The organism is Nocardia sp. CA-128927, assembly GCF_050955855.1.
Classification (GTDB): Bacteria; Actinomycetota; Actinomycetes; order Mycobacteriales; family Mycobacteriaceae; genus Nocardia.
Genome location: NZ_CP192087.1, coordinates 8,230,274 through 8,251,748, shown reverse-complemented (window position 1 = coordinate 8,251,748; position 21,475 = coordinate 8,230,274). Strand labels below are relative to the sequence as shown.

Annotated in this window: 20 protein-coding genes and 3 pseudogenes; 14 read left to right on the top strand and 9 right to left on the bottom strand. The window is 66.3% G+C overall.

Going from position 1 to position 21,475, the window contains the following annotated elements:
- The first annotated feature begins 11 nt into the window (after positions 1 to 11).
- The 4 genes from ACQPW1_RS38220 (at position 12) to ACQPW1_RS38205 (ending at position 4,126) form a co-directional block, all read left to right on the top strand.
- Entirely contained in the window at positions 12 to 998 is a 987-nt protein-coding gene (locus tag ACQPW1_RS38220; protein WP_433657495.1) for a CorA family divalent cation transporter, read from the top strand.
- Positions 999 to 1,151: 153 nt separating this feature from the next.
- Positions 1,152 to 2,759: a peptide ABC transporter substrate-binding protein gene (locus ACQPW1_RS38215; protein ID WP_433657493.1), complete on the top strand. Its 1,608-nt coding sequence runs from the start codon at positions 1,152 to 1,154 to the stop codon at positions 2,757 to 2,759.
- A 130-nt stretch (positions 2,760 to 2,889) separates the two neighbouring features.
- Positions 2,890 to 3,321, top strand: coding sequence for an anti-sigma factor (locus tag ACQPW1_RS38210; protein WP_433657492.1), 432 nt, complete (start codon positions 2,890 to 2,892; stop codon positions 3,319 to 3,321).
- The gene (locus tag ACQPW1_RS38205; RefSeq protein ID WP_433657490.1) at positions 3,311 to 4,126 is read left to right on the top strand and encodes an RNA polymerase sigma factor SigF; all 816 of its coding nucleotides are present in this window, start codon (positions 3,311 to 3,313) and stop codon (positions 4,124 to 4,126) included. The genes ACQPW1_RS38210 and ACQPW1_RS38205 overlap by 11 nt, the downstream gene beginning before the upstream one ends.
- On the opposite strand, the gene ACQPW1_RS38200 is transcribed toward ACQPW1_RS38205, so the two are convergent.
- Positions 4,115 to 4,798 carry a DUF998 domain-containing protein gene (locus ACQPW1_RS38200; RefSeq protein ID WP_433657488.1) on the bottom strand — a complete coding sequence of 228 codons (684 nt, stop codon included), beginning with the start codon at positions 4,796 to 4,798 and terminating at the stop codon, positions 4,115 to 4,117. The two genes, ACQPW1_RS38205 and ACQPW1_RS38200, sit on opposite strands and share 12 nt — an antisense overlap.
- 132 nt (positions 4,799 to 4,930) lie before the next feature.
- Between ACQPW1_RS38200 and ACQPW1_RS38195 the strand changes: the two genes are divergently transcribed.
- The 3 genes from ACQPW1_RS38195 to ACQPW1_RS38185 all read left to right on the top strand — a co-directional run bounded on the left by ACQPW1_RS38195 (position 4,931) and on the right by ACQPW1_RS38185 (position 6,528).
- The gene (locus ACQPW1_RS38195) at positions 4,931 to 5,467 is read left to right on the top strand and encodes a hypothetical protein (protein WP_433657486.1); all 537 of its coding nucleotides are present in this window, start codon (positions 4,931 to 4,933) and stop codon (positions 5,465 to 5,467) included.
- Positions 5,468 to 5,521: 54 nt separating this feature from the next.
- Positions 5,522 to 5,677: a DUF6131 family protein gene (locus ACQPW1_RS38190; RefSeq protein ID WP_433657484.1), complete on the top strand. Its 156-nt coding sequence runs from the start codon at positions 5,522 to 5,524 to the stop codon at positions 5,675 to 5,677.
- 98 nt (positions 5,678 to 5,775) lie between these two features.
- Positions 5,776 to 6,528 carry an NYN domain-containing protein gene (locus ACQPW1_RS38185; protein WP_433657482.1) on the top strand — a complete coding sequence of 251 codons (753 nt, stop codon included), beginning with the start codon at positions 5,776 to 5,778 and terminating at the stop codon, positions 6,526 to 6,528.
- 5 nt (positions 6,529 to 6,533) lie between these two features.
- Here ACQPW1_RS38185 and ACQPW1_RS38180 read toward each other — a convergent pair.
- Positions 6,534 to 6,896: pseudogene (locus tag ACQPW1_RS38180) on the bottom strand (multicopper oxidase domain-containing protein); the annotation flags it as partial.
- 8 nt (positions 6,897 to 6,904) lie between these two features.
- Here ACQPW1_RS38180 and ACQPW1_RS38175 point away from each other — a divergent pair.
- The 4 genes and pseudogenes from ACQPW1_RS38175 to ACQPW1_RS38160 form a co-directional block, all read left to right on the top strand.
- Positions 6,905 to 7,012, top strand: a pseudogene (locus ACQPW1_RS38175) (LuxR C-terminal-related transcriptional regulator); the annotation flags it as partial.
- Between the two features lie 122 nt (positions 7,013 to 7,134).
- Entirely contained in the window at positions 7,135 to 7,602 is a 468-nt protein-coding gene (locus ACQPW1_RS38170) for a helix-turn-helix domain-containing protein (protein WP_433657480.1), read from the top strand.
- A 54-nt stretch (positions 7,603 to 7,656) separates the two neighbouring features.
- Entirely contained in the window at positions 7,657 to 8,283 is a 627-nt protein-coding gene (locus ACQPW1_RS38165) for a PIN domain-containing protein (protein WP_433657478.1), read from the top strand.
- A 161-nt stretch (positions 8,284 to 8,444) separates the two neighbouring features.
- Positions 8,445 to 10,211 carry a gamma-glutamyltransferase family protein gene (locus tag ACQPW1_RS38160; RefSeq protein ID WP_433657477.1) on the top strand — a complete coding sequence of 589 codons (1,767 nt, stop codon included), beginning with the start codon at positions 8,445 to 8,447 and terminating at the stop codon, positions 10,209 to 10,211.
- On the opposite strand, the gene ACQPW1_RS38155 is transcribed toward ACQPW1_RS38160, so the two are convergent.
- The 3 genes from ACQPW1_RS38155 to ACQPW1_RS38145 form a co-directional block, all read right to left on the bottom strand.
- Positions 10,193 to 11,077 (bottom strand): hypothetical protein, encoded by an 885-nt coding sequence (locus ACQPW1_RS38155; protein WP_433657475.1) that lies wholly within the window; start codon positions 11,075 to 11,077, stop codon positions 10,193 to 10,195. The genes ACQPW1_RS38160 and ACQPW1_RS38155 overlap by 19 nt on opposite strands.
- Before the next feature lie 83 nt (positions 11,078 to 11,160).
- Complete coding sequence (locus tag ACQPW1_RS38150; RefSeq protein ID WP_433657473.1) at positions 11,161 to 13,860, bottom strand: discoidin domain-containing protein; 2,700 nt, start codon at positions 13,858 to 13,860, stop codon at positions 11,161 to 11,163.
- Between the two features lie 168 nt (positions 13,861 to 14,028).
- Positions 14,029 to 14,976, bottom strand: coding sequence for an SMP-30/gluconolactonase/LRE family protein (locus ACQPW1_RS38145; protein ID WP_433657471.1), 948 nt, complete (start codon positions 14,974 to 14,976; stop codon positions 14,029 to 14,031).
- Between the two features lie 84 nt (positions 14,977 to 15,060).
- On the opposite strand from ACQPW1_RS38145, the gene ACQPW1_RS38140 reads away from it, so the two are divergent.
- From ACQPW1_RS38140 to ACQPW1_RS38130, 3 genes and pseudogenes are all read left to right on the top strand, one after another.
- Positions 15,061 to 15,699 carry a PaaI family thioesterase gene (locus ACQPW1_RS38140; RefSeq protein WP_433657469.1) on the top strand — a complete coding sequence of 213 codons (639 nt, stop codon included), beginning with the start codon at positions 15,061 to 15,063 and terminating at the stop codon, positions 15,697 to 15,699.
- Positions 15,700 to 16,125: 426 nt separating this feature from the next.
- A pseudogene (locus ACQPW1_RS38135) lies at positions 16,126 to 16,452 on the top strand (transglycosylase family protein); the annotation flags it as partial.
- A gap of 317 nt (positions 16,453 to 16,769) precedes the next feature.
- Positions 16,770 to 18,716: an MFS transporter gene (locus ACQPW1_RS38130; protein WP_433657467.1), complete on the top strand. Its 1,947-nt coding sequence runs from the start codon at positions 16,770 to 16,772 to the stop codon at positions 18,714 to 18,716.
- 8 nt (positions 18,717 to 18,724) lie between these two features.
- Here ACQPW1_RS38130 and ACQPW1_RS38125 read toward each other — a convergent pair whose 3' ends face one another.
- The 4 genes from ACQPW1_RS38125 to ACQPW1_RS38110 form a co-directional block, all read right to left on the bottom strand.
- Positions 18,725 to 18,934, bottom strand: coding sequence for a TOBE domain-containing protein (locus ACQPW1_RS38125; protein ID WP_396969087.1), 210 nt, complete (start codon positions 18,932 to 18,934; stop codon positions 18,725 to 18,727).
- Between the two features lie 54 nt (positions 18,935 to 18,988).
- Positions 18,989 to 19,567, bottom strand: a complete 579-nt coding sequence (locus tag ACQPW1_RS38120; RefSeq protein WP_433657464.1) for a pyridoxamine 5'-phosphate oxidase family protein — start codon at positions 19,565 to 19,567, stop codon at positions 18,989 to 18,991.
- Between the two features lie 111 nt (positions 19,568 to 19,678).
- Complete coding sequence (locus ACQPW1_RS38115) at positions 19,679 to 20,419, bottom strand: SDR family NAD(P)-dependent oxidoreductase (RefSeq protein WP_433657462.1); 741 nt, start codon at positions 20,417 to 20,419, stop codon at positions 19,679 to 19,681.
- A complete protein-coding gene (locus tag ACQPW1_RS38110; RefSeq protein WP_433657460.1) occupies positions 20,416 to 21,435 on the bottom strand; it encodes a phosphotransferase family protein in 1,020 nt (339 codons plus the stop codon). The genes ACQPW1_RS38115 and ACQPW1_RS38110 overlap by 4 nt, the downstream gene beginning before the upstream one ends.
- Positions 21,436 to 21,475 lie beyond the last annotated feature (40 nt).

Below are 21,475 nucleotides of genomic sequence, written 5' to 3'. Positions count from 1 at the left end.
ACAATGCCGCAATGATCACCGAAGCTGCTGTGTATCTCGACGGCCTTACCCAAGTCGGGATGACGGCGTACGGCCCGAACTGGCGTCAACCAGGCGCATTCGCCTGGGTGAGCGTTCAGGAGCCGGATGCGGGGGATCTCGCGCGACTGCACGAGACGCTCGGTGTCGCTCCGCAGGCGCTTTCGGGCGCGTACGAGGATCTGCAACGTCCCGGCATCCAGGTTGTCGGGGACACGGTGATCATCGCGCTGACGACCGGCCATTACCGGCCGGAGAACATGTCGGTCGAGCTGACCGACGTGTTGCTGGTCGTCGGGCCCGACTACGTGGTGACGATCAGCGATGCGCCGCTGGCCGGATTCGCCTCGCTGCGTGCGGAATTGGAGGACGGCCGCACCGAACTGCGCGGCGGCCCGCTCGCCCTGTTCCGCGGTGTCCTCGATCTCGTCATCGACAGTTATCTGATGCTGATCGATGACATCGATCGAGAAATCAGGACGGTCGAGCGAGAAGTCTTCCCGCTGCGCGGCACCAACCCGGTGGAGCGGATCTATCGGTTGCGGCGACTACTGACGGATCTGGAGCAGGCGACCGGCCCGCTGGTCGACGAACCGCTGGAACGTCTCGTCCGCCGCCGCCTGCCGGCCTGGGTGAGCGCGGCCCCCTACGCCGCCGAAGTCGGCGAGCAGGCGCTGCACGAGATCGATCGGCACTTCCGCCAGATCGACAGCCGGGTTCGCGGCCGCCGCGAACTGCTCGACGGCGTGCTGAATGCCAACCTCACCCAGGTCGGGATCCGGCAGAACCAGGACATGCGCAAGATCTCGGCATGGGTGGCCACCGCCGCCGCGCCTGCCCTGATCGCCGGGATCTACGGGATGAACTTCCAGCACATGCCCGAGTTGTCCTGGACCTACGGCTACCCGGGGGTCATCGGCGTCATGGTCGTCGTCTCCGGCTTCGTGCACCTTCGTTTCCGCAAGAACGACTGGCTGTAAACCGCACCCGCACGGCCGGGAGCTGCCGATCTGATGACAGCGCTCGACGGAATCGCTACTGTCCGAGGACATTCAAGGCAGATCGTGTCGGCAAGCGCTGGTGACCTCACGCGTGTCGCGGGTTCTGCCCCTTCTCGACCTGGGGAGAACGCAGTGAGATTCACAAGAGCTGGTGCGTTGGCGGCGGCGGTATTACTGGCCACGAGCCTGGGACTGTCCGCGTGTTCGTCGGACGACAGCACCGACGCGGGCATCGTCACGACCAATATCACCGAGCCGCAGAACCCGCTGCTGCCGGCCAACAACAACGACAACAACGGCAGCCGCATCGTCGACCGGCTCTTCGCCGGGCTGAAGTACTACGACGCCGACGGTGTCGCCCACGACGACATGGCGCAGTCGATCGAGTCGTCGGACCGGAAGAACTACAAGATCACCCTCAAGCCGGACTGGAAGTTCTCCGACGGCACCACGGTGACGGCGAAGTCGTATGTCGACGCGTGGAACTACGCCGCGCTCGGCACCAACACGCAGTTGCAGGGCTACGTCTTCTCGAACATCGTCGGCTACGACGAGGTGGCGGCGGAAAAGCCGACAGCACAGACGATGTCGGGGCTGAAGGTGGTCGACGACCGCACCTTCACCATCGCGCTGAAGAGCCCGTCGATCGACTTCGAGCTCGCGCTCGGCTTCACCCCGTTCTATCCGCTGCCCGAGGCGGCGTTCAAGGACATCAAGGCGTTCGGCGAGAACCCGATCGGCAACGGCCCGTACAAGATGGCGCGGACCGGCGCGTGGGAGCACAACGTCAAGGTCGATCTGGTGCCGAACCCGGACTACAAGGGTGCTCGCCCGGCCAAGAACAAGGGCCTGCGGTTCACCATGTACCAGTCGTTCGACACGGCTTACGCGGATCTGCTGGCCGGCAACCTGGACACGCTCGACACGATCCCGGACAGCGCGGTGTCGTCCTACCAGAAGGACCTCGGCGACCGGGCGATCACCAAGCCGACCGCGCAGAACCAGCACATCAGCAGCCAGACCAACATCCCGCACTTCGCCGGTGCCGAAGGCGTGCTGCGCCGCAAGGCGCTCTCGATGGCGATCAACCGAGAACAGATCTGCGAGAACATCTTCCACGGCACCAGGGTGCCGTCGAAAGACTTCACCGCGATCACGCTGCCCGGCTTCAACGGGAATCTGCCCGGCTCCGAGGTGCTGAAGTTCAACCCGGAAGAGGCCAAGAAGGTGTGGGCGCAGGCCGACGCGATCTCCCCGTGGTCGGGTCGTTACGAGATCGCCTACAACTCCGACGGCGGGCACCAGGCGTGGATCGAGGCGGTGGCCAACAGCATCAAGAACACCCTCGGCATCGAGGCCATCGGCGCGCCGTACCCGACGTTCAAGGACATCCGGACCGCGATCACCGCGCGGACCATCGGTAAGGCGTTCCGCTACGGCTGGCAGGGCGACTACCCGACGATGCTCCAGTTCCTGACCGCGTTGTATTACACCGGCGCCGGAACCAACAATGTCGACTACGCGAACCCCGAGTTCGACAAGCTCATCGACGCCGCGCTGGCCGCGCCGTCGCTGGAGGAGTCCTACAAGCTCGTCGCGCAGGCGCAGGGCCTGCTGTTCCGGGACATGGCCGACATTCCGGTGATCGATTTCATCGCCACCGCGGGTCTGGGCGAGAAGGTGAAAAAGGGCGAACTGACCTGGAACGGCCAGTTCGATTTCGAGAACATCGAGAAGTAATAGCTCAGTCCGCCGCGCCGTCGTCGTTCGGCGGCGCGGCGGCACGGGTGTGCCCGCTGCCGGGGCCGGTTCGGTCCGGGTAGGCTGACCCGTCGATCGGACACGCGCATGTAAATGAGGTGGTGGCGGAATGAGTGAACGGGTATCCGAATCCGTGACGGGGACAACCACGGTCGCCGTCACGGTGCCCGCGTCACCGGAGCAGTTGACGATGCTGCGCGCGCTCGCCGAGACCGTGCTGCTGATCGCCGATTTCGGGCTCGACGAGGTGACCGATATCCGCCTCGCGCTCGACGAGATCGCGACCGTGCTGATGCAGGACGCGGCGCCCGGATCGACGATCGATTGCGCGTTCTCCTATCGCGAAGGCGTGCTCAACGCCAACATCCGTGCGGTGAGCACCACCGAAACCGAGGTCGGGACAGGCAGTTTCGGCTGGCATATCGTGCAGACCCTGACCGAATCGGTCACCGCGACCAGGGCGCCGTTCGATGCCGCCGTCTCCGGCTACCCGACTGTCGTCGACTTCGTCTGGGCCCGGGGCGACCTCGATGAACAATGAGGCGAAAGCGTCCGGCGTAGGCCATGAGCCGCGCCGACGTGGTGGGGACAGCTACGACAACATCGAGCCGCTGTTCCTCGAGCTGAGCGAGCTCGACGCCGACGATCCGCGCCGCGCGATCGTGCGGGAAGAGCTGATCAGCCGGTGCCTGCCGCTGGCCGAGCACATCGCCCGCAAGTTCACCGGGCGCGGCGAGAACTTCGACGATCTCTTGCAGATCGCCCGGGTCGGCATGGTGGCCGCGGTGGACCGTTTCGACGCGTCGCACGGTTCGCCGTTCCTGGCCTTCGCGGTGCCGACCATCATGGGCGAGGTGCGCAGGCACTTCCGCGACTACACCTGGTCGGTGCGAGTTCCGCGGCGGCTCAAGGAGATTCAGCAGACCATCGCGCCGACCATCGAGACGCTCGCGCAGCGGCTCGGCCGGATGCCCAAGGCGCGCGAGATCGCCGACGAGCTCGGCGCCGACCTCGTCGAGGTCACCCAGGCGTTGATCGCCCGCAACGCCTACCAGACCTCCTCGATCGATGTGGGTCTGGACAGTGACGACGACAACGCGCCGCGTTCGCCGCTGGACACGCTCGGTGCCGAGGAGCCGGAATACCAAACCGTCGAGGACTATCTCGCGGTGAAACCGCTCATCGCGGCGCTGCCGGAACGCGAACGCCAGGTGCTGATCATGCGGTTCTTCGAGTCGAAGACGCAGGATCAGATCGCCGCGCAGTTGGGTGTTTCCCAGATGCAGGTCTCGCGGATTCTCTCCAAAACGCTGAGTACGTTGCGGGAACAGGCATTACGCGACTGACACGGCCTGCTGCGGTGTCTCGTGGATGAGCGGTGGCCGGATCAGCCGACGGACCGGCCTGAGCGCGATCGCGGCGCCGGTCACCGCCATCCAGGTCGGTAGCGGATAGAAGACGAGCCGCTCGGTGATGCCCACCTGCAGGCCGATCGCCAGCAGCACCATGCCCGCGATCCCGGCCGACGCGCAGACGGCGGCCCAGACTGCGGCGAGGCGGCGTTGTTTCCACAGCCAGACCGTGAGCAAGATCAACACGATGTGCCGGGACACGAACGCGGGCAGCACCGCGAGAAAGTGCACGACGACGCCATCGCTGGACGGCACCAGCCCGGTCGCCGCGGTGCTGAGGCCGATGATGACCGCGAGCGCCACGATCGACCATTGGCGGCGGCCGCGCGGCAGGAAGTCGCGGAATCCGATGGCCCCGGCGATGGTGAGCAGGCCGAGTGTCACGAAGGTCGCGTTCATCAGCAGATGCAGCGGTGAGCACATGTTCGGTGTGCATGCCGTGATGCCGAGGTCGCTGATGGTGTCGTGGCGGAAGCTGTAGGCCGTTTTCCACGCGGTGGCGGTCACCAACTCCGCGACCAGATACAGAAAGGTCAGCGCCCAGGCGAAGCCGGCGGCGGTGTGCCGGAAGTGTGCGGCGCGGCCGTCGGTCTGCTGGGGATTCACGAGTGCCTGATTTCGGGTCCGTGGTTCGGAGCGGGGTATCTCAACTGTAGTTCATCAGTGTAGGTCTACACTGTTGACAGTAGCGCCTGGGCGGCGTGTACTGGTAGGACACACAGAAATCTGAGGATCATCATGATCGTCATCATCGGGCTCGTCGTCCTGCTCGCCGCCGTCATCGTCGGGGTCACCGGCGTGTTCGCCAACGGCGGCAGCACGCACGCGCTCACCGACAACTTCGCCGTCTTCGGCTATCACGTCACCGGCTCCACCGGCGTGCTGTTCCTCTACGGGATCGTCGTCGGCGCCGTCGGGCTGGCCGGGCTGAGCCTGCTGCTCGCCGGTGCTCGACGCACCGCCCGCCTCGGTGCCAACGCGCGCCGCGAGCTCAAAGAAACTCGCCGGACGCCGGTGTTCGGCAGTCGGCCCATGCCTGATCAGCCACCGCCGAACCAGCCCGTTCGCCCCGCTTCTCCCGGCACCGACGCCGGGAACGGTGCGTTCAGCAACGTCGCCGGGCAGGGAACCGGCGGTCAACCCCTACCCGGCGGCCACAGCCGACCGCCTACCGGACCGCCACCGGCTGCCTCGCAGCCGACACCCGGCAGTGGGCGCCGACTGTTCAAATCGAAGCCGGTCGATCCCCAACCGGCCGACACCACGCGCAAGTAACCGCTGTCCCAATATCCAAGTCATCTAACATAATTCGAAGTCAGGTAGTTGTTCATGATCGTGCTCGGGCTTGTTCTCCTCGTCGCCGGATTCTTCCTCGGCATCCATTTCCTCACGGTCGCCGGAATCCTCGTCCTCATCCTGGGGGCGGTGCTGATGGTTGCGGGCGGTACCGGCCATCCGGTGGGCGGCAGGCGGCACTACTACTGAGCGGCGGTCGCTGAGGCCGTGTTCTGTGGTGTCGGTCGGTCGGCGCGGGTCCGGCGGGCTACCGTTGTCCGGTAGCCGACCGACGAATGGGGAATGCCTTGAGCAGCGACAACGCTACGCGGCTTGCGGTGCTGATCGACGCCGACAATGCGCAGCCCGGCATCGCCGACGGGTTGTTGGCGGAGGTGGCCAAGTACGGGACGGCGCATGTGAAGCGCGCGTACGGCGACTGGACCAGCACGAACCTGAAGGGGTGGAAGGATCAGCTGCTCGCGCAGTCGATTCAGCCGATCCAGCAGTTCGGTTACACCACCGGCAAGAACGCCACCGACTCGGCGATGATCATCGACGCGATGGATCTGCTGTACACCGGCAACCTCGACGGCTTCGTGATCGTCTCCAGCGACAGCGATTTCACCCGGTTGGCCAGTCGTATCCGCGAATCCGGGCGCACCGTATACGGATTCGGTCAGCACAAGACGCCGAAACCGTTCGTCGCGGCCTGCGACAAGTTCATCTATACCGAAAACCTCACCGGCACAACGGAGGAGTCGCCGACGCCGACGCGGCGGCCCGCGGCCAATCAGCTCAAGGGTGACGCGAAGCTGATGAACCTGCTGCGCAACGCTGTCGACGCGGCCTCGGACGACTCGGGGTGGGCGACGTTGTCCAGTGTCGGCTCGATCATCAACAAGCAGCGGCCGGACTTCGATCCGCGCACCTACGGTTACAGCAAGCTCGGTGAACTCTTCGCCGCCACAACGCTTTTCGATTCGGATACGCGTAGCCCCGGTGAAGGTAAGCAAGCCGTCACGTACGTTCGCGACATCCGTAACCGCCCGGCCAAGTGACTGGCTCAGCCGTGGTGACTCTTGCCTGCGGTGGTCCCGGAATCCATGCCCGGCATATCCATTCGCATCGGCGCGGCCTGCTGGCCGGGGGCGAGCACCAGGAACTGGCCCATCATGCCGTGGTCCTCGTGCAGCAATAGGTGGCAGTGGAACATGTAGGGGTAGGTCGGGTCGCTGTGCTGTGCGAAACGCATTGCCAGGCGGTAGGTGGCGCGTGGCTCGGTGTAGAGGGTGTCCTTCCAGCCTGCGAGGGCGGGCGGCGGGGTCTTTCCATCGATGTCGACGACTTGGAATTGGACGTCGTGCACGTGGAAGTTGTGTGGCCAGTTGTCGTTGTTGCGCACCGACCACACCTGTGTGGTGTCGACGGGGACACCTCCACCTCAGCGTCACCACCATCAAAACCCACATAGCCAACCTGATGGACAAAACCGCCTGCGACAACCGAGTCCGCCTAGCCATCTACGCCCACAAACTCCTCTGAGGGCGTGCATCGTCAGCCCGCTCGTCGTCAGCCGATCCGACGCCGAGCCCAATTGCTTTGCACTTATAAGTGCAAAGAGCTACGTTGGGTTGACTACGCATTCCGGGAAGGAGTCCGAGTCGATGGGTGAGACGATCATTCGCGACGACAGGGCGGTCCTGTCCATCACCTCCAGCGAGGTCGAGCAGGCTCGTGCGTTCAAAGCCCGCGTCGCCGAGGTCCACCGAGCCTCCGCTGATGCGGCCGAGGTCCTCATCGGGCTCCGCGGCGGTGGCACCGTGGAGATGCCCGCCGAGCTGACTTCGCTTATCGGTCAGATCCTCGACCTGGTCAGCCGTGGCTGCACAGTGACTGTGGCCAGCGTGCCCAACGAATTGACCACGACTACCGCCGCGAAGATTCTCGGTATATCCCGTCCGACCCTGATGAAGCTCGTCAAGGACGGTGCGCTGCCTGCGCACAAGGTCCGATCCCACACCAGGCTGCTCAGCAAAGACGTCTTCGCATACAAGGAACAGCAAGGCGTCGAGCAACGGCAGGCCTTCGACGAACTCCGTCTATTCGAAGACGAGCTGGGCCTGGTCGACTGACCAATTTGCCTGTATGCCAGGCTATTTCAGGGTCAGAGTCCGGCCGCTTGTAGCATGCTCGGCATGGTCAGCGGGCGGGGTACGAACGTTCTGGTCGACGCCAACATTCTGTACTCACGCACGCTCCGTGACTGGTTGGCCTTGCTGTACCTACACGGCGGCGGCGAGATGTTCGAGGTCAAGTGGACCGACGACATCATGGCCGAGTTCCACTATCACTTGCGTAAGCGGAACCCGTTTCTCGATGACGCGCAGGTAGGTGGCATCCGGCGGAGACTCGAGAGCGTGTTCAAGACCGGACGGATCAGCGGTTACACAGTCGGTGCTGCTGGGACCTATCCGGATCCGGGTGATGCACACGTTCATTGCGCCGCTGTCCATGGCGACGTGGACATCCTGCTGACCGACAACGTCAAACACTTCCGTGAGATCGATGAGCTGCCGTACGAGATCTATTCTGCCGATGAGTTTTTCGAGCTCGTCGACGACACTGCCCCGCGCGCTGTGCTGGCTGTAACGAAGGAACAACTGGTCTATCACGTTCGGAGGAGTGGCGATGGGGCCGTGTCGCTACCGGAGATGTTGAAGAAAGCCGGTGCTCCGTTGTTTGCCGAGCGGGTTCGGCAACACCTGAACTCGCTCGATATCGCGGCACTTCTGAGTGCACCGGCAACCTCGTAGGTCACTGCGGTCGACTGCTTTGGGTAACGGTTGGTTTGCCGGTGGGGTGCGGCGCTCCGAGGAGTGGACGGGTGCGCGGGGGTCGGGGGAGGGGTCTGTAGGTTTTTCTGGGGATCCGTGCCAGTTCGGTGCGGAGCGAGTTCGGGACCGGAGGCGTTGATATGTTCACCACCAGGCCGACATTGCGGGGGACGTTCGGGATGGTGTCGTCCACTCATTGGTTGGCGTCGCAGTCGGCGATGGCTGTGCTCGAGGGTGGTGGGAATGCGTTCGATGCGGCGGTTGCCGCTGGATTCGTGCTGCATGTGGTGGAGCCGCATCTGAATGGGCCGGCCGGTGAGGTGCCGATGATTCTTGCGCCGGCGGGTGAGGCGGTGCGGGTGTTGTGTGGGCAGGGGCCCGCGCCGGCGGGGGCGAGTGCCGCGCACTATCGGGGGCTCGGGCTCGAATTCGTTCCTGGGACCGGTCCGTTGGCGGCCGCGGTGCCCGGTGCGTTCGATGCCTGGATGGTGTTGCTGCGTGATTACGGCACACGGTCGTTGGCTGACTTGCTGCGCTTCGCCATCGAGTACGCGGAGGATGGGCATCCGCCTGTTCCGCAACTCCAGAAGCAAGTGGAGAACGTCCGCGAACTCTTCACGAGCGAGTGGACCTCGTCGGCGGAGGTCTACCTGCGTGACGGCACGCCGCCGACACCCGGTGAGCTGTTTCGTAATCCGGCACTCGGCCGGACTTGGCGACGGCTGATCGACGAGGCGGTTGCCGAGGGCGGCGGCGATCGAGTCGCCGAAATCGAAGCGGCACGGCGGATTTGGCGCACCGGGTTCATCGCCGAGGCGATACTGCGGCAGTCGGCGCGACCCACCCTCGACACGAGCGGTGAGCGGCACGTCGGCACTCTGACGGCGGCGGACCTGACCGACTGGTCGGCGACGTACGAATCGCCGACGACCTACGACTGGCACGGCTGGACGGTGTGCAAGGTAGGACCGTGGAGCCAGGGACCGGCCTTCCTGCAACAACTCGCCCTGCTGCCCGACGACCTGCCCGCGTACGGCTCCGCCGAGTACGTCCATCTGCTCATCGAGGGCTGCAAGCTCGCGATGGCCGACCGTGAGGCGTGGTACGGCGACGTGCCCGATGTGCCGGTGCCCGAACTGCTTTCGGCGTCATACAACGCGCAGCGGCGCGAGCTGATCGAAGAGAAGGCGTCCTACGAGCTCCGTCCCGGCAGCCCGGACGGCCGTACGCCGCTGCTCAGCTCACACATCGGCGGCTCCGAGTCAGCATCGGAAACGACCGGTGCGGGTGAACCTTCGCTCGCCAGCACCGGTGAAACACGAGGCGACACTTGTCATTTCGACATCGTCGACCAGTGGGGCAACCTGATCTCGGCGACACCGAGCGGCGGCTGGCTGCAATCCAATCCCGTCATCCCCGAGCTGGGCTTCCCGCTCGGCACCCGCCTGCAGATGGCCTGGCTGGACGCGGGCTTGCCGAATACCCTTGCGCCGGGCCGTCGTCCGCGCACCACGCTGACGCCCGCACTGGCACTGCGCGACGGCGTACCGGTGCTGGCCTTCGGCACCCCGGGCGGCGACCAGCAGGACCAGTGGCAGCTGCACTTCTTCCTGTCCGTCGCCTACGGCGGTCTGGACCTGCAAGCCGCGATCGACGCACCGAACTGGCACAACACCTCGTTCCCCAGCTCCTTCTACCCGCGCGACATGGCGCTGGGCGGCGTCGGCGTGGAATCCCGGATGGACGAGTCGATCATCGAAGACCTGCGCCGCCGCGGCCACGACGTCACCGTCGGCGGACCGTGGTCGGAAGGTCGCCTGTGCGCCGTCGCGCGCGACCCGGAGTCGGGCGTGCTGTCCGCGGCGGCCAACCCGCGCGGCATGCAGGGTTACGCCGTCGGCCGCTGATCCCGCGGCTGCAGACGGCGCTCCGCCCGAATCCCGCGGTCGCCCCGCGCACGGGTGGCGGCCGCGACAAGCCGGGTCAACGCGTCGGACTCCAGTTGTGTCGGGTCCACGCTCGGTCCGCCATAGCGGAACAGGTCACCATCGACGAGCTCCTCGATCCGCGGTTCGCCCAGGCTGGCCGCGGCGAACGCGTAGACCGGCACGCGCTTCGGCAGGATCAACCCGAAGTCGATGGCACGGGCCGCACGCCCCTCGTCGGTGAGCAACCGCTGAATCGAGTAGTCGTGCAACGGGTAGTGCCGCGGGAAGACATTGCGCAGGTCCAGGAACAGCCCGACCGAGCTGCTGCGCGGATCGGCGACGTACGGACCGAGCCGGGCGAAGCGGCCGAGGGCCCGGTCGGGGCGCTCGATCAGGGCGTGCGTGAACAGCACCCGCGCCAGCGTCACGTTGATCATCAGCCGTTCGGCATCCAGCTCGGCCTCGGCCAGCTGCCGGTTCTCCAGATAGCCCGAGACGATGCTGAGGTTGTGTGCCCGATACCAGGTCACCGGTGACGGTGCCGCGAGAAACTGCTGCCACAGCCGGGCGCCCGGTGTCGACGCGTGGCCGCTCGCGCCGAGCAGCGCAGCCTCCAGTTGATCGTGCAGGAGGCGATCGTTGACCGCGCGCCACCAAGGGCTGCCCGAGTCGGGGTGCAGGACGCCGCGGGTCAGTTCCCAACGCAGAAAGGTCAGTTCGGCCCGCGCGTAGGCGCTAAGCCGCTCCGGGTAGAAGCTCGCTGCCAGGGCCAATCGCTGATCGGGGTCCGGGTGGACGGCTCCGACCTGTTGCGCGGCAAGTTCGCTGGCCCGATCGGTGTTCATCGTCGCCTACTTTACCGATGTGACGCGGACTCGGCTGAGTACGCGAAGCCGCCCGCAGCCAGCAGGTCCGCGAGGTGCCGCGCCTATTTCGGTGGGGCGGAAACCTCGAGCTCACTGAGGCCCGGATGGACAGTCGGGTCGGCTGCCGTGATGTCGAGGCGGATGTAGCGGGCGGCAGACGGACTCGCGAGTGCGCCGGTTGCCGGGTCTGGGGTGACTGTCGTCCAGGTCTTGTTGTCCGGTGACACCGCGACGGTCGATTCCGTAGGAGCGGGAGCCGACCAGCGCGGAAGTATCCGTCCGACAGGGGTTTCCGTGCCCAAATCGACGGTGAGAGTGCCTCGGTTGCCGTCGGGCGCCCAGCCGGTAGCGACGCTGCCGTCGACGGCAGCCTCGGCGTATCGGCCAGGTTCGGCTGAACTCGCGAAAACGGCCTTGCAGCGGGCGATGTTGTCGGTGGGTGTCAGGTCCGGTCGGCGGGTCTTGACGGTCAGTGGATGGTCACGGCTGACCCGTTGCGTGCCGGTCGCAGTCCGAACCTGCATCGCCGCACCGTCTTTCAGCGTGATCTTCGTATCGTCGGGTCCCAGTTCGGCGTCGAAAGTCCGTCCCTGCCAATGCATGCCACGGATATGTAGTCCCGCAGCGAGTTCCGGCGGCAACGTCGGATCGATGCGCACCTCGTCGGCCCGCAAGCGCAGCCCGAGCAGGCCATTGGTGAAGGTCTGGAGGAATCCGCCCGCGGCGGTGACGAAGGTGAAGGCGGGCGCACCTGCCAGCGGGTCCTTGACGCCCGCTTTGTTGCCACGAGCCTCCGCGAACTGCCCGAACGGCGCTCGCTCGAACGGTCGAACCGCGCGTTCGAGGTAGGTGTCCGTCGCACAACCCGGCGTGCCGATCGCCGCAGCGTCGATGGCATGCACCGAATCGGTCATCGCGGGACCGTCGGGATCGGTGCGCTTGGCATAGTATTCGAGAACGTTTCTCGAAACCTCCTGCGACATAGGCCATTCCAGCGGATAGATCAGCAGTACGGTGTCCGCCTGTTTGATGGGCGTGCCGGGATAGCCGTCGTACTGGGCGAAGATCTGCCGCGCCGGATCGAAGGGCATGCGCAGGTGGTCGGCGATCGCGGTCCACTCGGGCGGGGCGGGCTCGCCGAGGATTTCGGCGGCACGGGCCGCATTGCGCAGTGCCAGTGCGGCTACCGCGTTGGTGTAGACCCCGTCCTTGACGCCGTTGCTGTATTCATCTGGGCCCGCGACATTCTCGATCGAGTAGCTGCCGTCGGGGTTCGGCGTCACCCGGGACGTCCAGAATTCGGCCAGGTTCCGCATGATCGGCCAACTGCGGCCGCGCAGGTAATCGGTGTCGCCGGTGGCCAGGTAGTACTGCCAGGCCGCGAGGGAGATGTCGCCTTGCAGGTGGATCTGGGTCAGGCAGTGCGGCGGATCCCAGCTGTGGCATTCCGCGAGGGCACCACGGCTTTCGCTGGTCCACGGATAGAAGGCGCCACGGTAGCCCAGCTGTTGTGCGTTCGCCTGTGCGGCGGGCAAGGTCTTGAACCGGTATTCCACAACGGATTTGGCGAGATCGGGCGCCAGCTGGAGCAAGCCGGGGAACATCCAGATGTCCGCGTCCCAGAACACGGCACCCGCGTAGTTGTCGCTGCTGAGTCCGACGGGCGAAATGCTGTTGTCCTGTTGGGAATTGGTGCTCGAGTACAGCGAGTAGAGCGCACCACGGGCCCACGTCTGTAGGTCGGAGTTGCCGGGTACCTCGATGTCACCGCGCCACAGCCCGCGCCACGCTTCCGCCGTGCCCGCCAGCAGATCCGGCCAGCCCTTACGCGCGGCCCGCTGCGCCGCGTCATGTGCCGCGGCCACGGGATCGCGTGCGGTGAGCGCGGTGTCGACTCCGACGAATTTGGTTACCTCGTAAGTCCTTCCGTCGCGGACGCTGAGGCGGTTCTGCTGGCTGACGCTGAGATCGCGCGCCGGAGCGGGCTGCTGCGCGGCTCCGGTACTTAACACAGACGCAACCGCGCCGACGACTCCGGTGCCGTCGGCGCGGAAACCGACCTGGATATCGCCCTCGCTCGCGCCGCCCTCGGTCTGCGTCATCCGGCGCGCGCCCGCGCCGGCGAGCAGATCGGTCACCGTGAGCTCGCCGGACCAGTGCGGAACGAGCGTGAGATGGACCGCGCCTACATGCTGATCGACCCGATCCGCGACGACGTCGTACACCAGATCGGTGGCCTTGCCCTCCGCGTTGGTCCAGGTGAGGGCGGTACGCACCAATCCGCAGCGCAGGTACCTGGTCTGCGTGAAGTTCGTGATCCGGTCGGCCGGTGTGTTCGTGGAGTACGTGTCGTCGCCGACGCCGACGGTGAGCGCGGACCAGTTCGGGATCGCCGCCGCGACCTCACGATCGTCGGCCAGCCCGGGCGTGTGCCCGTACAGCCCTGCGACGAAAGCGCCGTCGTATCGGGGCGTGTACAGCGGCCAGCCGCTCAGCTCACCGGTCAGCGCGTACCCCATGCCGCGCGGCGGCACCCGCAACCCGAGGTAGCCGTTGCCGACGAACGGATGCTGCTCGAACGCCGCATCCACCTCAGTATTCGACGACGTCCACCCCGGCCCGGACGACGCGTCATCACCAGGGCAGACCGGCGCGGCCTCGTCCCGCGAGGCGTACCGGACGGCGAACAGAATCCCGCCGGCGACCAACGCGATCGTCACGGCAAACGCGACGCCGATCAGGATCTTGGTGCGAGAACGCAATCCGTACCTCCACGTGACGCATGGACGATCGTGTCGTGCTCGGCGATGCGGCCGGAGGTCCATGCAATCACGGCCCCGGACAGCCACCAACAGTCATCCTATGATCGACCGCGGAAACCGGGGCGTCAGTGTCTACGGGCTGGCACCTGAAAGGCGCAGACCTCGGTGTTACGGGGTCGCGGTGCGGGCGTTCGGGTCGAAGCCGCCGGGGATTTCGTAGACCACGCCGGTGAAGGTGGCGCCGAAGAGGCGACCCGCCGAGAAGCCGTTCGTGCCGCGGCCGTAGGTGAGGACGCTCGTCATGGGATTGCCGCTACCGAGGACGCAGTATTGGTTCGGGGCGTCGATGCGGATGACTTGGCCCGCCGTATTGAGGGGGACCACCGGGCGGTCCAGGGAGTCGAGGGTCAGTCCGTCCGGCGCGGCGAGCGCGTCGGCGCCACCGAGGTCGAGCAGCGACTGGGGCGCGCCCGGGTTGGCGGTGGGGATTCGGCTCACCCCTGGGTTGGCGAATGTCCTACTGACGTAAAGGTATTCGTCGTTCGTGCCGAGGACCGCGCCGTTCGCGCTGGGGAAGGACGTCCAATCGGCTTGGACCACGCCGTTCGGGTAGACGCGGCCGACGAGGCTGCCGAAGTCGTTGGTGGCGTAGACAGTTCCGTCTTGTGCGACATCCATGCCGTTCGCGGCGCTGAGCCCCGAGGCAAAGGGCGCAACGGCGCCGGTCTCCGGATCGATCTTGATGATCCCGGCACGGCGCAGCGAGTCGCCGACGAAAGACCGCGCGTCCGCGCCATAGCCGACCAGCAACTTGTCATCAGGTGTCCACGCGAGCGCGCCGCCACCGCCGCTCGGCACGGTCGCGATGGGCACCGGTACCGCGCCCGGCGCGTCGATCCGATACACCCGACCGGTCGCCAGGTCCGTTGTATAGGCCCGCCCACGTGCGTCGACGGTCAGTCCCTCCAGCGCCCCGGGCAAGGTCGCGGCCACCAGCGTCGGCTGGCCCGCCCCGCCGCACACCGGTGCGGCACTCGCCGCGGGCGCGGCAACCGCCGACAGTGCGGCGAACGTCAGCGCCGCGACGGCGACCGTTGCCTTGTCCATGCTGGTCATTGCGTACCTCGGCTGTCTCGGAGGGGTGCGATTCGCCGCGAGCAGCAGGAATCGCCGAATCGGGCCCGGCCAATCCTGTGCAGTATGCGCTCGTGGCGGGGGATAACCACGCAACATCGGTGGTCCTGGCGTGGCACCCGCGAGACGAGCAGCGCCGCACCGACTTTGCGATCGGCCGGGTTACGCTTCGGTGCGGTCGGCCGAGGCGGCGGACACGAGGTGCTGGTCGCCTCCGGTGCGAAGGGATGGTGCGGGATGAGTGACGAGGGGCAGACGCCGCCGTTCGCGGAGATCGTCAACGCGGGACTGGAATTCACCATCCCGATTGCGCACGGGATGGGTGTGCGGGCCGCCGAGGTGCGGCCGGGCTTCGCGGCGACGATGGTGCCGATCGAGGGCAACGGGAACCATTTCGGCGTGATGTACGCGGGGGTGCTGTTCACCGTGGCGGAGATCCTCGGCGGCGCGATCGCGGTCGCCACCTTCGACAACTCCGAGTTCTATCCGCTGGTCAAGGATCTGCACGTGTACTTCCGCAAGCCCGCGAAGACCGATGTGCGGGCGGAGGCGAGTTTGCCTGCGGACGAGATCGCCCGGATCGCCGAAGAGGCTGCCGCCAAAGGAAAGTCGGACTTCACCCTGCGGGCCGTTGTCACCGACGCCGACGGCGTGGTTGTCGCGGAGACCGAGGGGCTTTATCAACTGCGGGCGCACGGTAAGTAGGAGATTCGCGCAATCCTGTTCGTCCTCGGGGATTGACAGGTATTCGAAGCGTGCACAGCGAAGTTTTCATTAGCGTCCCGCTCAGTGGGACTGTCGCGGCCCGGCGTGCGACCGAAGACACAGTTTCGTAGTGATCTCGGGCACATAACGTAACAATTACCGCACGCTCGTTCGATTCTTTTTGCCTGCTCTGCATGCATAAACAACATAACTCTGCACTGTTGGTTGAGGCAGTGCGGTTGTGATCGCGACGTGATTCGCAGCGACTTCTTCGCTACCGTCGCCGGAGCCCGATCGATGACGGGCTCGAACTCGAACCGCTGAATGCCGGTAACCCTGTCCCGCGGTTCGAGGATCCCCGACCTACCTGGGGACAGGGACACGGCGAGCACGTGCCGTGCCGGTGGGCGCAGGCAGGGAATCCCTATGTCGCAAAACCGCAAGTTCAGCACCCGCGTCCTCGGCGTCACCGTCGCACTCGGCGCCCTCGTGGCCGTCCCGTTCGGCCTGTCCACCGCCACCGCGTCGGCCAACAACTGGGACGCCGTCGCACAGTGCGAGAGCGGCGGCAACTGGAACACCGAGACCGGCAACGGCTTCTCCGGTGGTCTGCAGTTCACCCAGGGCACCTGGACCGCCAACGGCGGCGTCGGCAGCCCGAGCAACGCCAGCCGGGCCGAGCAGATCCGCGTCGCGGAGAACGTGCTCGCCACCCAGGGCCCGGGCGCCTGGCCCGTCTGCGGCGCCTACCTCTAAAGCGTCACCGGCGCCTATCGCGAATCGCGGTAGGCGCCGGGCTATTTCGGGGCGACCGATTCTTGGGCGCGATTATCTGACTCGGCTGCAATCTTTTCCGGACTGAGATTGTTTTCGTAATTCCGAATCGTGGTTCACTGAGCGAGCGCTCAGGTATTTCATCCCACGAATTAGAACTAGAACACGTTTCGGTCTCGTGCGGCGAAATGCCTGCGGCCGGTGATGCCGATCACTAGCCTGTTGCCACCCGGTTCCTTCGTGCCGGCTCGCTGTAGAGCCGGACGAGATGCCGTGGCTAGAAAGGCATCTCGACCATGAGCTCGACCCAGACCGCGGCACCGCCGACCATTCTCACCGGGCTGTGGCAGCGCAAGCTTCCGCACTATCCCGATACGCCCGCCCGATCGTGGTATCTGACCGTTGTTGTCATCGCTTCGATCGGGCTCTACTACCAGTTGTTCGTCACCGGCGCGGTGGGTAATGAGCTGATCGCCTATTTCCACCTGTCGTTCGCCTACTTCGTCTGGATCTTCATCATCGGCGCCGCGTTCGGCGCGGTCGCCTCGGTGCTGGCCGGGCTGCTCGACCGGTGGGGCCGGGCGAACATCGTGGCCTACGGCGTGGTGATCTGTTCGCTGCTGACGCTTTTCGCGGTCCCTGCGACCACCACGAAGGAGCAGTACCTCTTCGTCTACGTGGTGGTGAGCATCGTGGAGGGTGCGGTGCTGGTGGCCACGCCCGCGCTGATCCGCGACTTCTCGCCGCAACTCGGTCGAGCCTCCGCCATGGGCTTCTGGACGCTGGGCCCGGTCATCGGCGCCCTCGTCACCACTGCGATCTCCACCCGGACCCTCGACACGCATCCCGACTGGCAGTACCACTACCGGCTGTGCGGGGCGATCTGCCTGGTCATCGCGGTGATCGCGGTGGTCGGCCTGCGTGAGCTCAGCCCGCGGCTGCGCGACCAGATCATGGTGTCGCTGCGCGATCGGGCGTTGATCGAGGCGCGGGCCCGCGGGCTCGACGTGGGTGAGCTGGAGAAGGGGCAGTGGCGGCAGATGCTGCGCCTCAACATCGTCGGGTCGGCCCTGGCCATCAGCCTGTTCCTGGCGTTCTTCTACACGATCGTGTCCTTCCTGCCCGTCTATATGGCGACGAACTTCGGCTTCAGCCCGGCCAAGGCCAACGCGCTCGGCAACTGGTACTGGACCGCCAACGCGGTCGCGCTGGTGCTGGCCGGGATCGCCTCGGACTACCTCAAGGTGCGCAAGCCGTTCATGATCGTCGGGGCGGTGATCAGCGTGATCGGTATGTACCTGTTCATCGGGTACACCGACGAGCCGGACACCGGCTACTACACCTTCGCCTGGGTGTTCGTGATCATCGCCGTCGGCACGGGCATCGCCTACTCGACCTGGATGGCCAGCTTCACCGAGACCGTCGAGGAGCGCAATCCGGCGGCGACCGCGGTCGGGCTCGCGGTGTGGGGCGGCACGCTACGCAGCGTCGTGACGGTCGTGCTGTTCGGCTTGCTGGTGGTGGTGAACGCGGCCGGTCCGCTGGTGAACTACGGTCCGCGGCTGCAAGAGATTCAGGCGAAGTACGGCCCACAGCTGGCGACCATTCAGCAGGTCGGGCCGGAAACCCTTGCGGCGCTGAGCAAGAACCCGAACGACCAGGCCGCTCAGGTGGCGGCGCTGACCAAACTCACCGGCGCGTCGGCTACCGAGATCCAGACGGCGTTCGGGCTCACCGCCCGATACGGGGAGGAACTCGCGACACTGCAGGCCATCGAACCGGCCACGCAGGCGGCGCTCGCCGCGAACCCCAGTGACGGGAACGCCGGGCTCGCCGCGGTGGGGCAGGTCGCCAAGAAGTTCGGCATCCCGGTGGATCAGGCGATCGCCAGGCTCACCGCCGTCCAGCAGATCCCGCCCGCTGACCTCGCTGTCCTCGGCACCGTTGGCCCCAAGCTCGCGCAAGCGGGCGCGCAACTGCAGTCTGTCGGCACCATCCCCGCCGACGACCAGGCCTACCTCGCCGAGCACGCGACGGAGGTGCAGCAGGCCAAGGCCGATTCGCCACACCAGTGGGCGCGCTGGTGGTGGATCTGTCTCGTGGCTCAGATCGTGTTCCTGCCGTTCGTCTTCCTGATGGCAGGTCACTGGAGCCCGAAGAAGGCGGCGGCCGAGGCAGCGGCGCACGACCGGCTGGTGCAGCAGGAACTGGCGGAACTTACGCCGCTGCCTGCCGATCGGTAACCGGCGGGCTACTCCACGCCGAGGGTGACCTCGGTCGACTTGATCAGCACCTTGACCTGGACGCCGTCGGCGAGTTGGAGGTCGTCGACGGCGTCACGGGTGATCGACGAGGTGATCTCGTCGCCGCCCGCGAGTCGGACCCGGACTACCGCCATGGCCTCGCCGCGGGTGACCGAGATGACGGTGCCGTCCATTTGGTTGCGGGTGCTCAGTCGCATGTCGGCGAGCATACGCAGGGCAACCCTGGCGGGACAGGATATGCGGGTCGGTGTCTACCGGGGAATGGCGGACGGCAGCGGGTGGTCCGGCTCGAGCGCCGGTAGGCCGTCGAGGCTGACCGCGTTGTCGCCCGCGATGCGGCGGGCGAAGTCCTCGTCGGTGCGGCGGTTGTGCAGGGCGTCGAGCACCGGGCGTTCATCGATGAGTTCGAGGTAGGGGACCGAGTAGCCGCAGGAGTCGGCGATGCGGTCGACGTCGACGACGATGGCGGCGCGCAGTCCCGGGTGCTGTAGGCCGAAATGCGTTCGCAGGGTGTCGAATTCGGCGGAGTCGGGGCGGACCACGCGGCCCGTGCCGAACAGTCGCAGGATCCTCGAGGTGCGGGTGAACGAGCAGAACATGATGGTTATGCGGCCGTTGTCGCGCAGATGCGCGATGGTTTCCGCGCTGCTGCCGTACAGGTCGAGGTAGGCGATGGTGTGGTCGTCGAGGATTGCGAAGGTGTCGCGATAACCCTTGGGGGACAGGTTGACCCGTCCGCCATCGACGGGTGCGGTCGCTACGAAGAACATCGACTGCTCGCTGATGAACTTGCGTAGCGCGTCATCGAGATGCGAGAAGACCTTCGCCATCAGGGGCCCTTCCATAGTCGTCCCATGACAGGACTGCGCTTCGAGCGTAACTCCGGGGCCGGGTCTCGAAGTGCGGCTGAGGCTCAGATCACGTGCGTTATAGCTGGTCGGCTATGCCCGCCAGAGTTGGTCGCCGGCGCGGGATATCACGATGTTCGGCACCACCGCGTTGCGGGAGAGGCGGGTGATCGCGAGGACCATCTCGGCGATGTCGCCGGTGGTCAGCATGGCCGACTGGTCGAGGACGTCGCGTTTCCATGCGGTCATGTCGGTGTCGACGTAGCCGGGGGAGATGGCGGTCGCGCTGACGCCGTTCGCGGACTCTTCCAGTGAGACGGTTTCGCAGAGCGAGATCAGTGCGGCTTTGGTTGCGCCGTACGCGGCGAGACCTGCCTCGCCCGCGACTCCCGTGATGGAGGCGAGTGCGATGATCTTCGCGCCGCGGTGCGGGTCGTCCTGGGCGCTCTTGCGTAGCAGCGGAAGTGCGGCCTGGATGAGGGTGATGGGTGCGCGGAAGTTGACGTCGAGCATGCGCTCGTAGGTCTTCACCGGCATGTCGGCGACGGTTCCGGCGGTGCCGGTGCCCGCGCTGAGGACGAGGGCGTGCAGGCCGTCGTAGTGGTCGGCGTGTGCTTGGACCAGTGCGCGGACCTGGTCGAGGTCGTTCATCTGGGCGACAACGGGATTCACCTCGACGCCCGTCTCGTCGCGCAGGCGGGTCGCGGTTTCGGTGAGCACGTCCTTGTTGCGGGCGGCGATGGTGAGTTGGTAGCCCTCGTCGGCCAGACGGCGCGCCACCTCGGCACCGATGCCGCGCGAGCCGCCGGTGACCAGGGCGCTGCGGACGGTCATCCGAGCGTTTCCAATCCCGCGTCGAGCAGGAGCGGTACGGCCGCGCCGATCGTGGCGAAGCCGTCGCCTACCGTCTTGCCCGCGAGGAAGCGCTGGTGAATGCCCTCCGCGATGACGGCCAGCTTGAAGTAGCCGAGTGCGCGGTAGAACGACAGGTGCTCAAGGGAATAACCCGTTGCGGCGGCGTAGCGTTCGGCGATCTCGTCGACGGAGAGGAAGCCGGGGTTGGCGCTCGGGGCGTGCCGGACGCCGAGTACCGGTTCGCAGCGGTCGTCCCAATAGACCTGGAGCAGGCCGAGATCGGCGAGTGGGTCGCCGAGGGTGGCCATCTCCCAGTCGACTACGGCGGCGATCTTGCCGAAGTCGTTGCGGTCGACGATCGTATTGTCCAGGCGGTAGTCGCCGTGCACGATGGTTTCCGCCGCCTGTTCGGGCAGTGCGGTGCGCAGTGCGTCGGTGAGCCGGTCGAGGGCGTCGACTTCGCGGGTGGCGACGCGGTCCCACTGGCCGCGCCAGCGTTTGACCTGGCGGGCGAGATATCCGGCGGGGCGGCCGAATTCGGTGAGGCCGACGGCCGTGTAGTCCACTGCGTGCAGGGCGGCCAGGGTGTCGATGAGTGCTTTCGCGCAGGCGCGGGCCTGGTCGGTGGTCAGTGCGGCGGTCTGGTCGCCGTCCTGGAGGACGTGGCCGTCCACGAAGGAGACGACCGCGAACGGTACGCCGATCACCTCGGTGTCCTCGCACAATGCGATTGCCTGCGCGACAGGGACATTCGTGTCGCGCAGGGCGGCGACGATGCGGTATTCGCGGGCCATGTCGTGCGCGGTGGGCGTGAGTGGGCCGAGTGGTGGGCGGCGCAGCACCCAGTCGTTCGTTCCGTCGTGCAGCCGGTAGGTGAGATTCGACTTGCCGCCCTTGAGCAGCGACGCGGTCAGGGGGCCGGCGGTCTGCGGGACGTGTGCCTCGAAATACCGTTGCAGCGCAGGGAGATCGAGTCCGGCCAGTGCCGCCGTCATCGGTTCGTCTTCGCGAGGTTGCGCCCTACTGCGGGGGAGG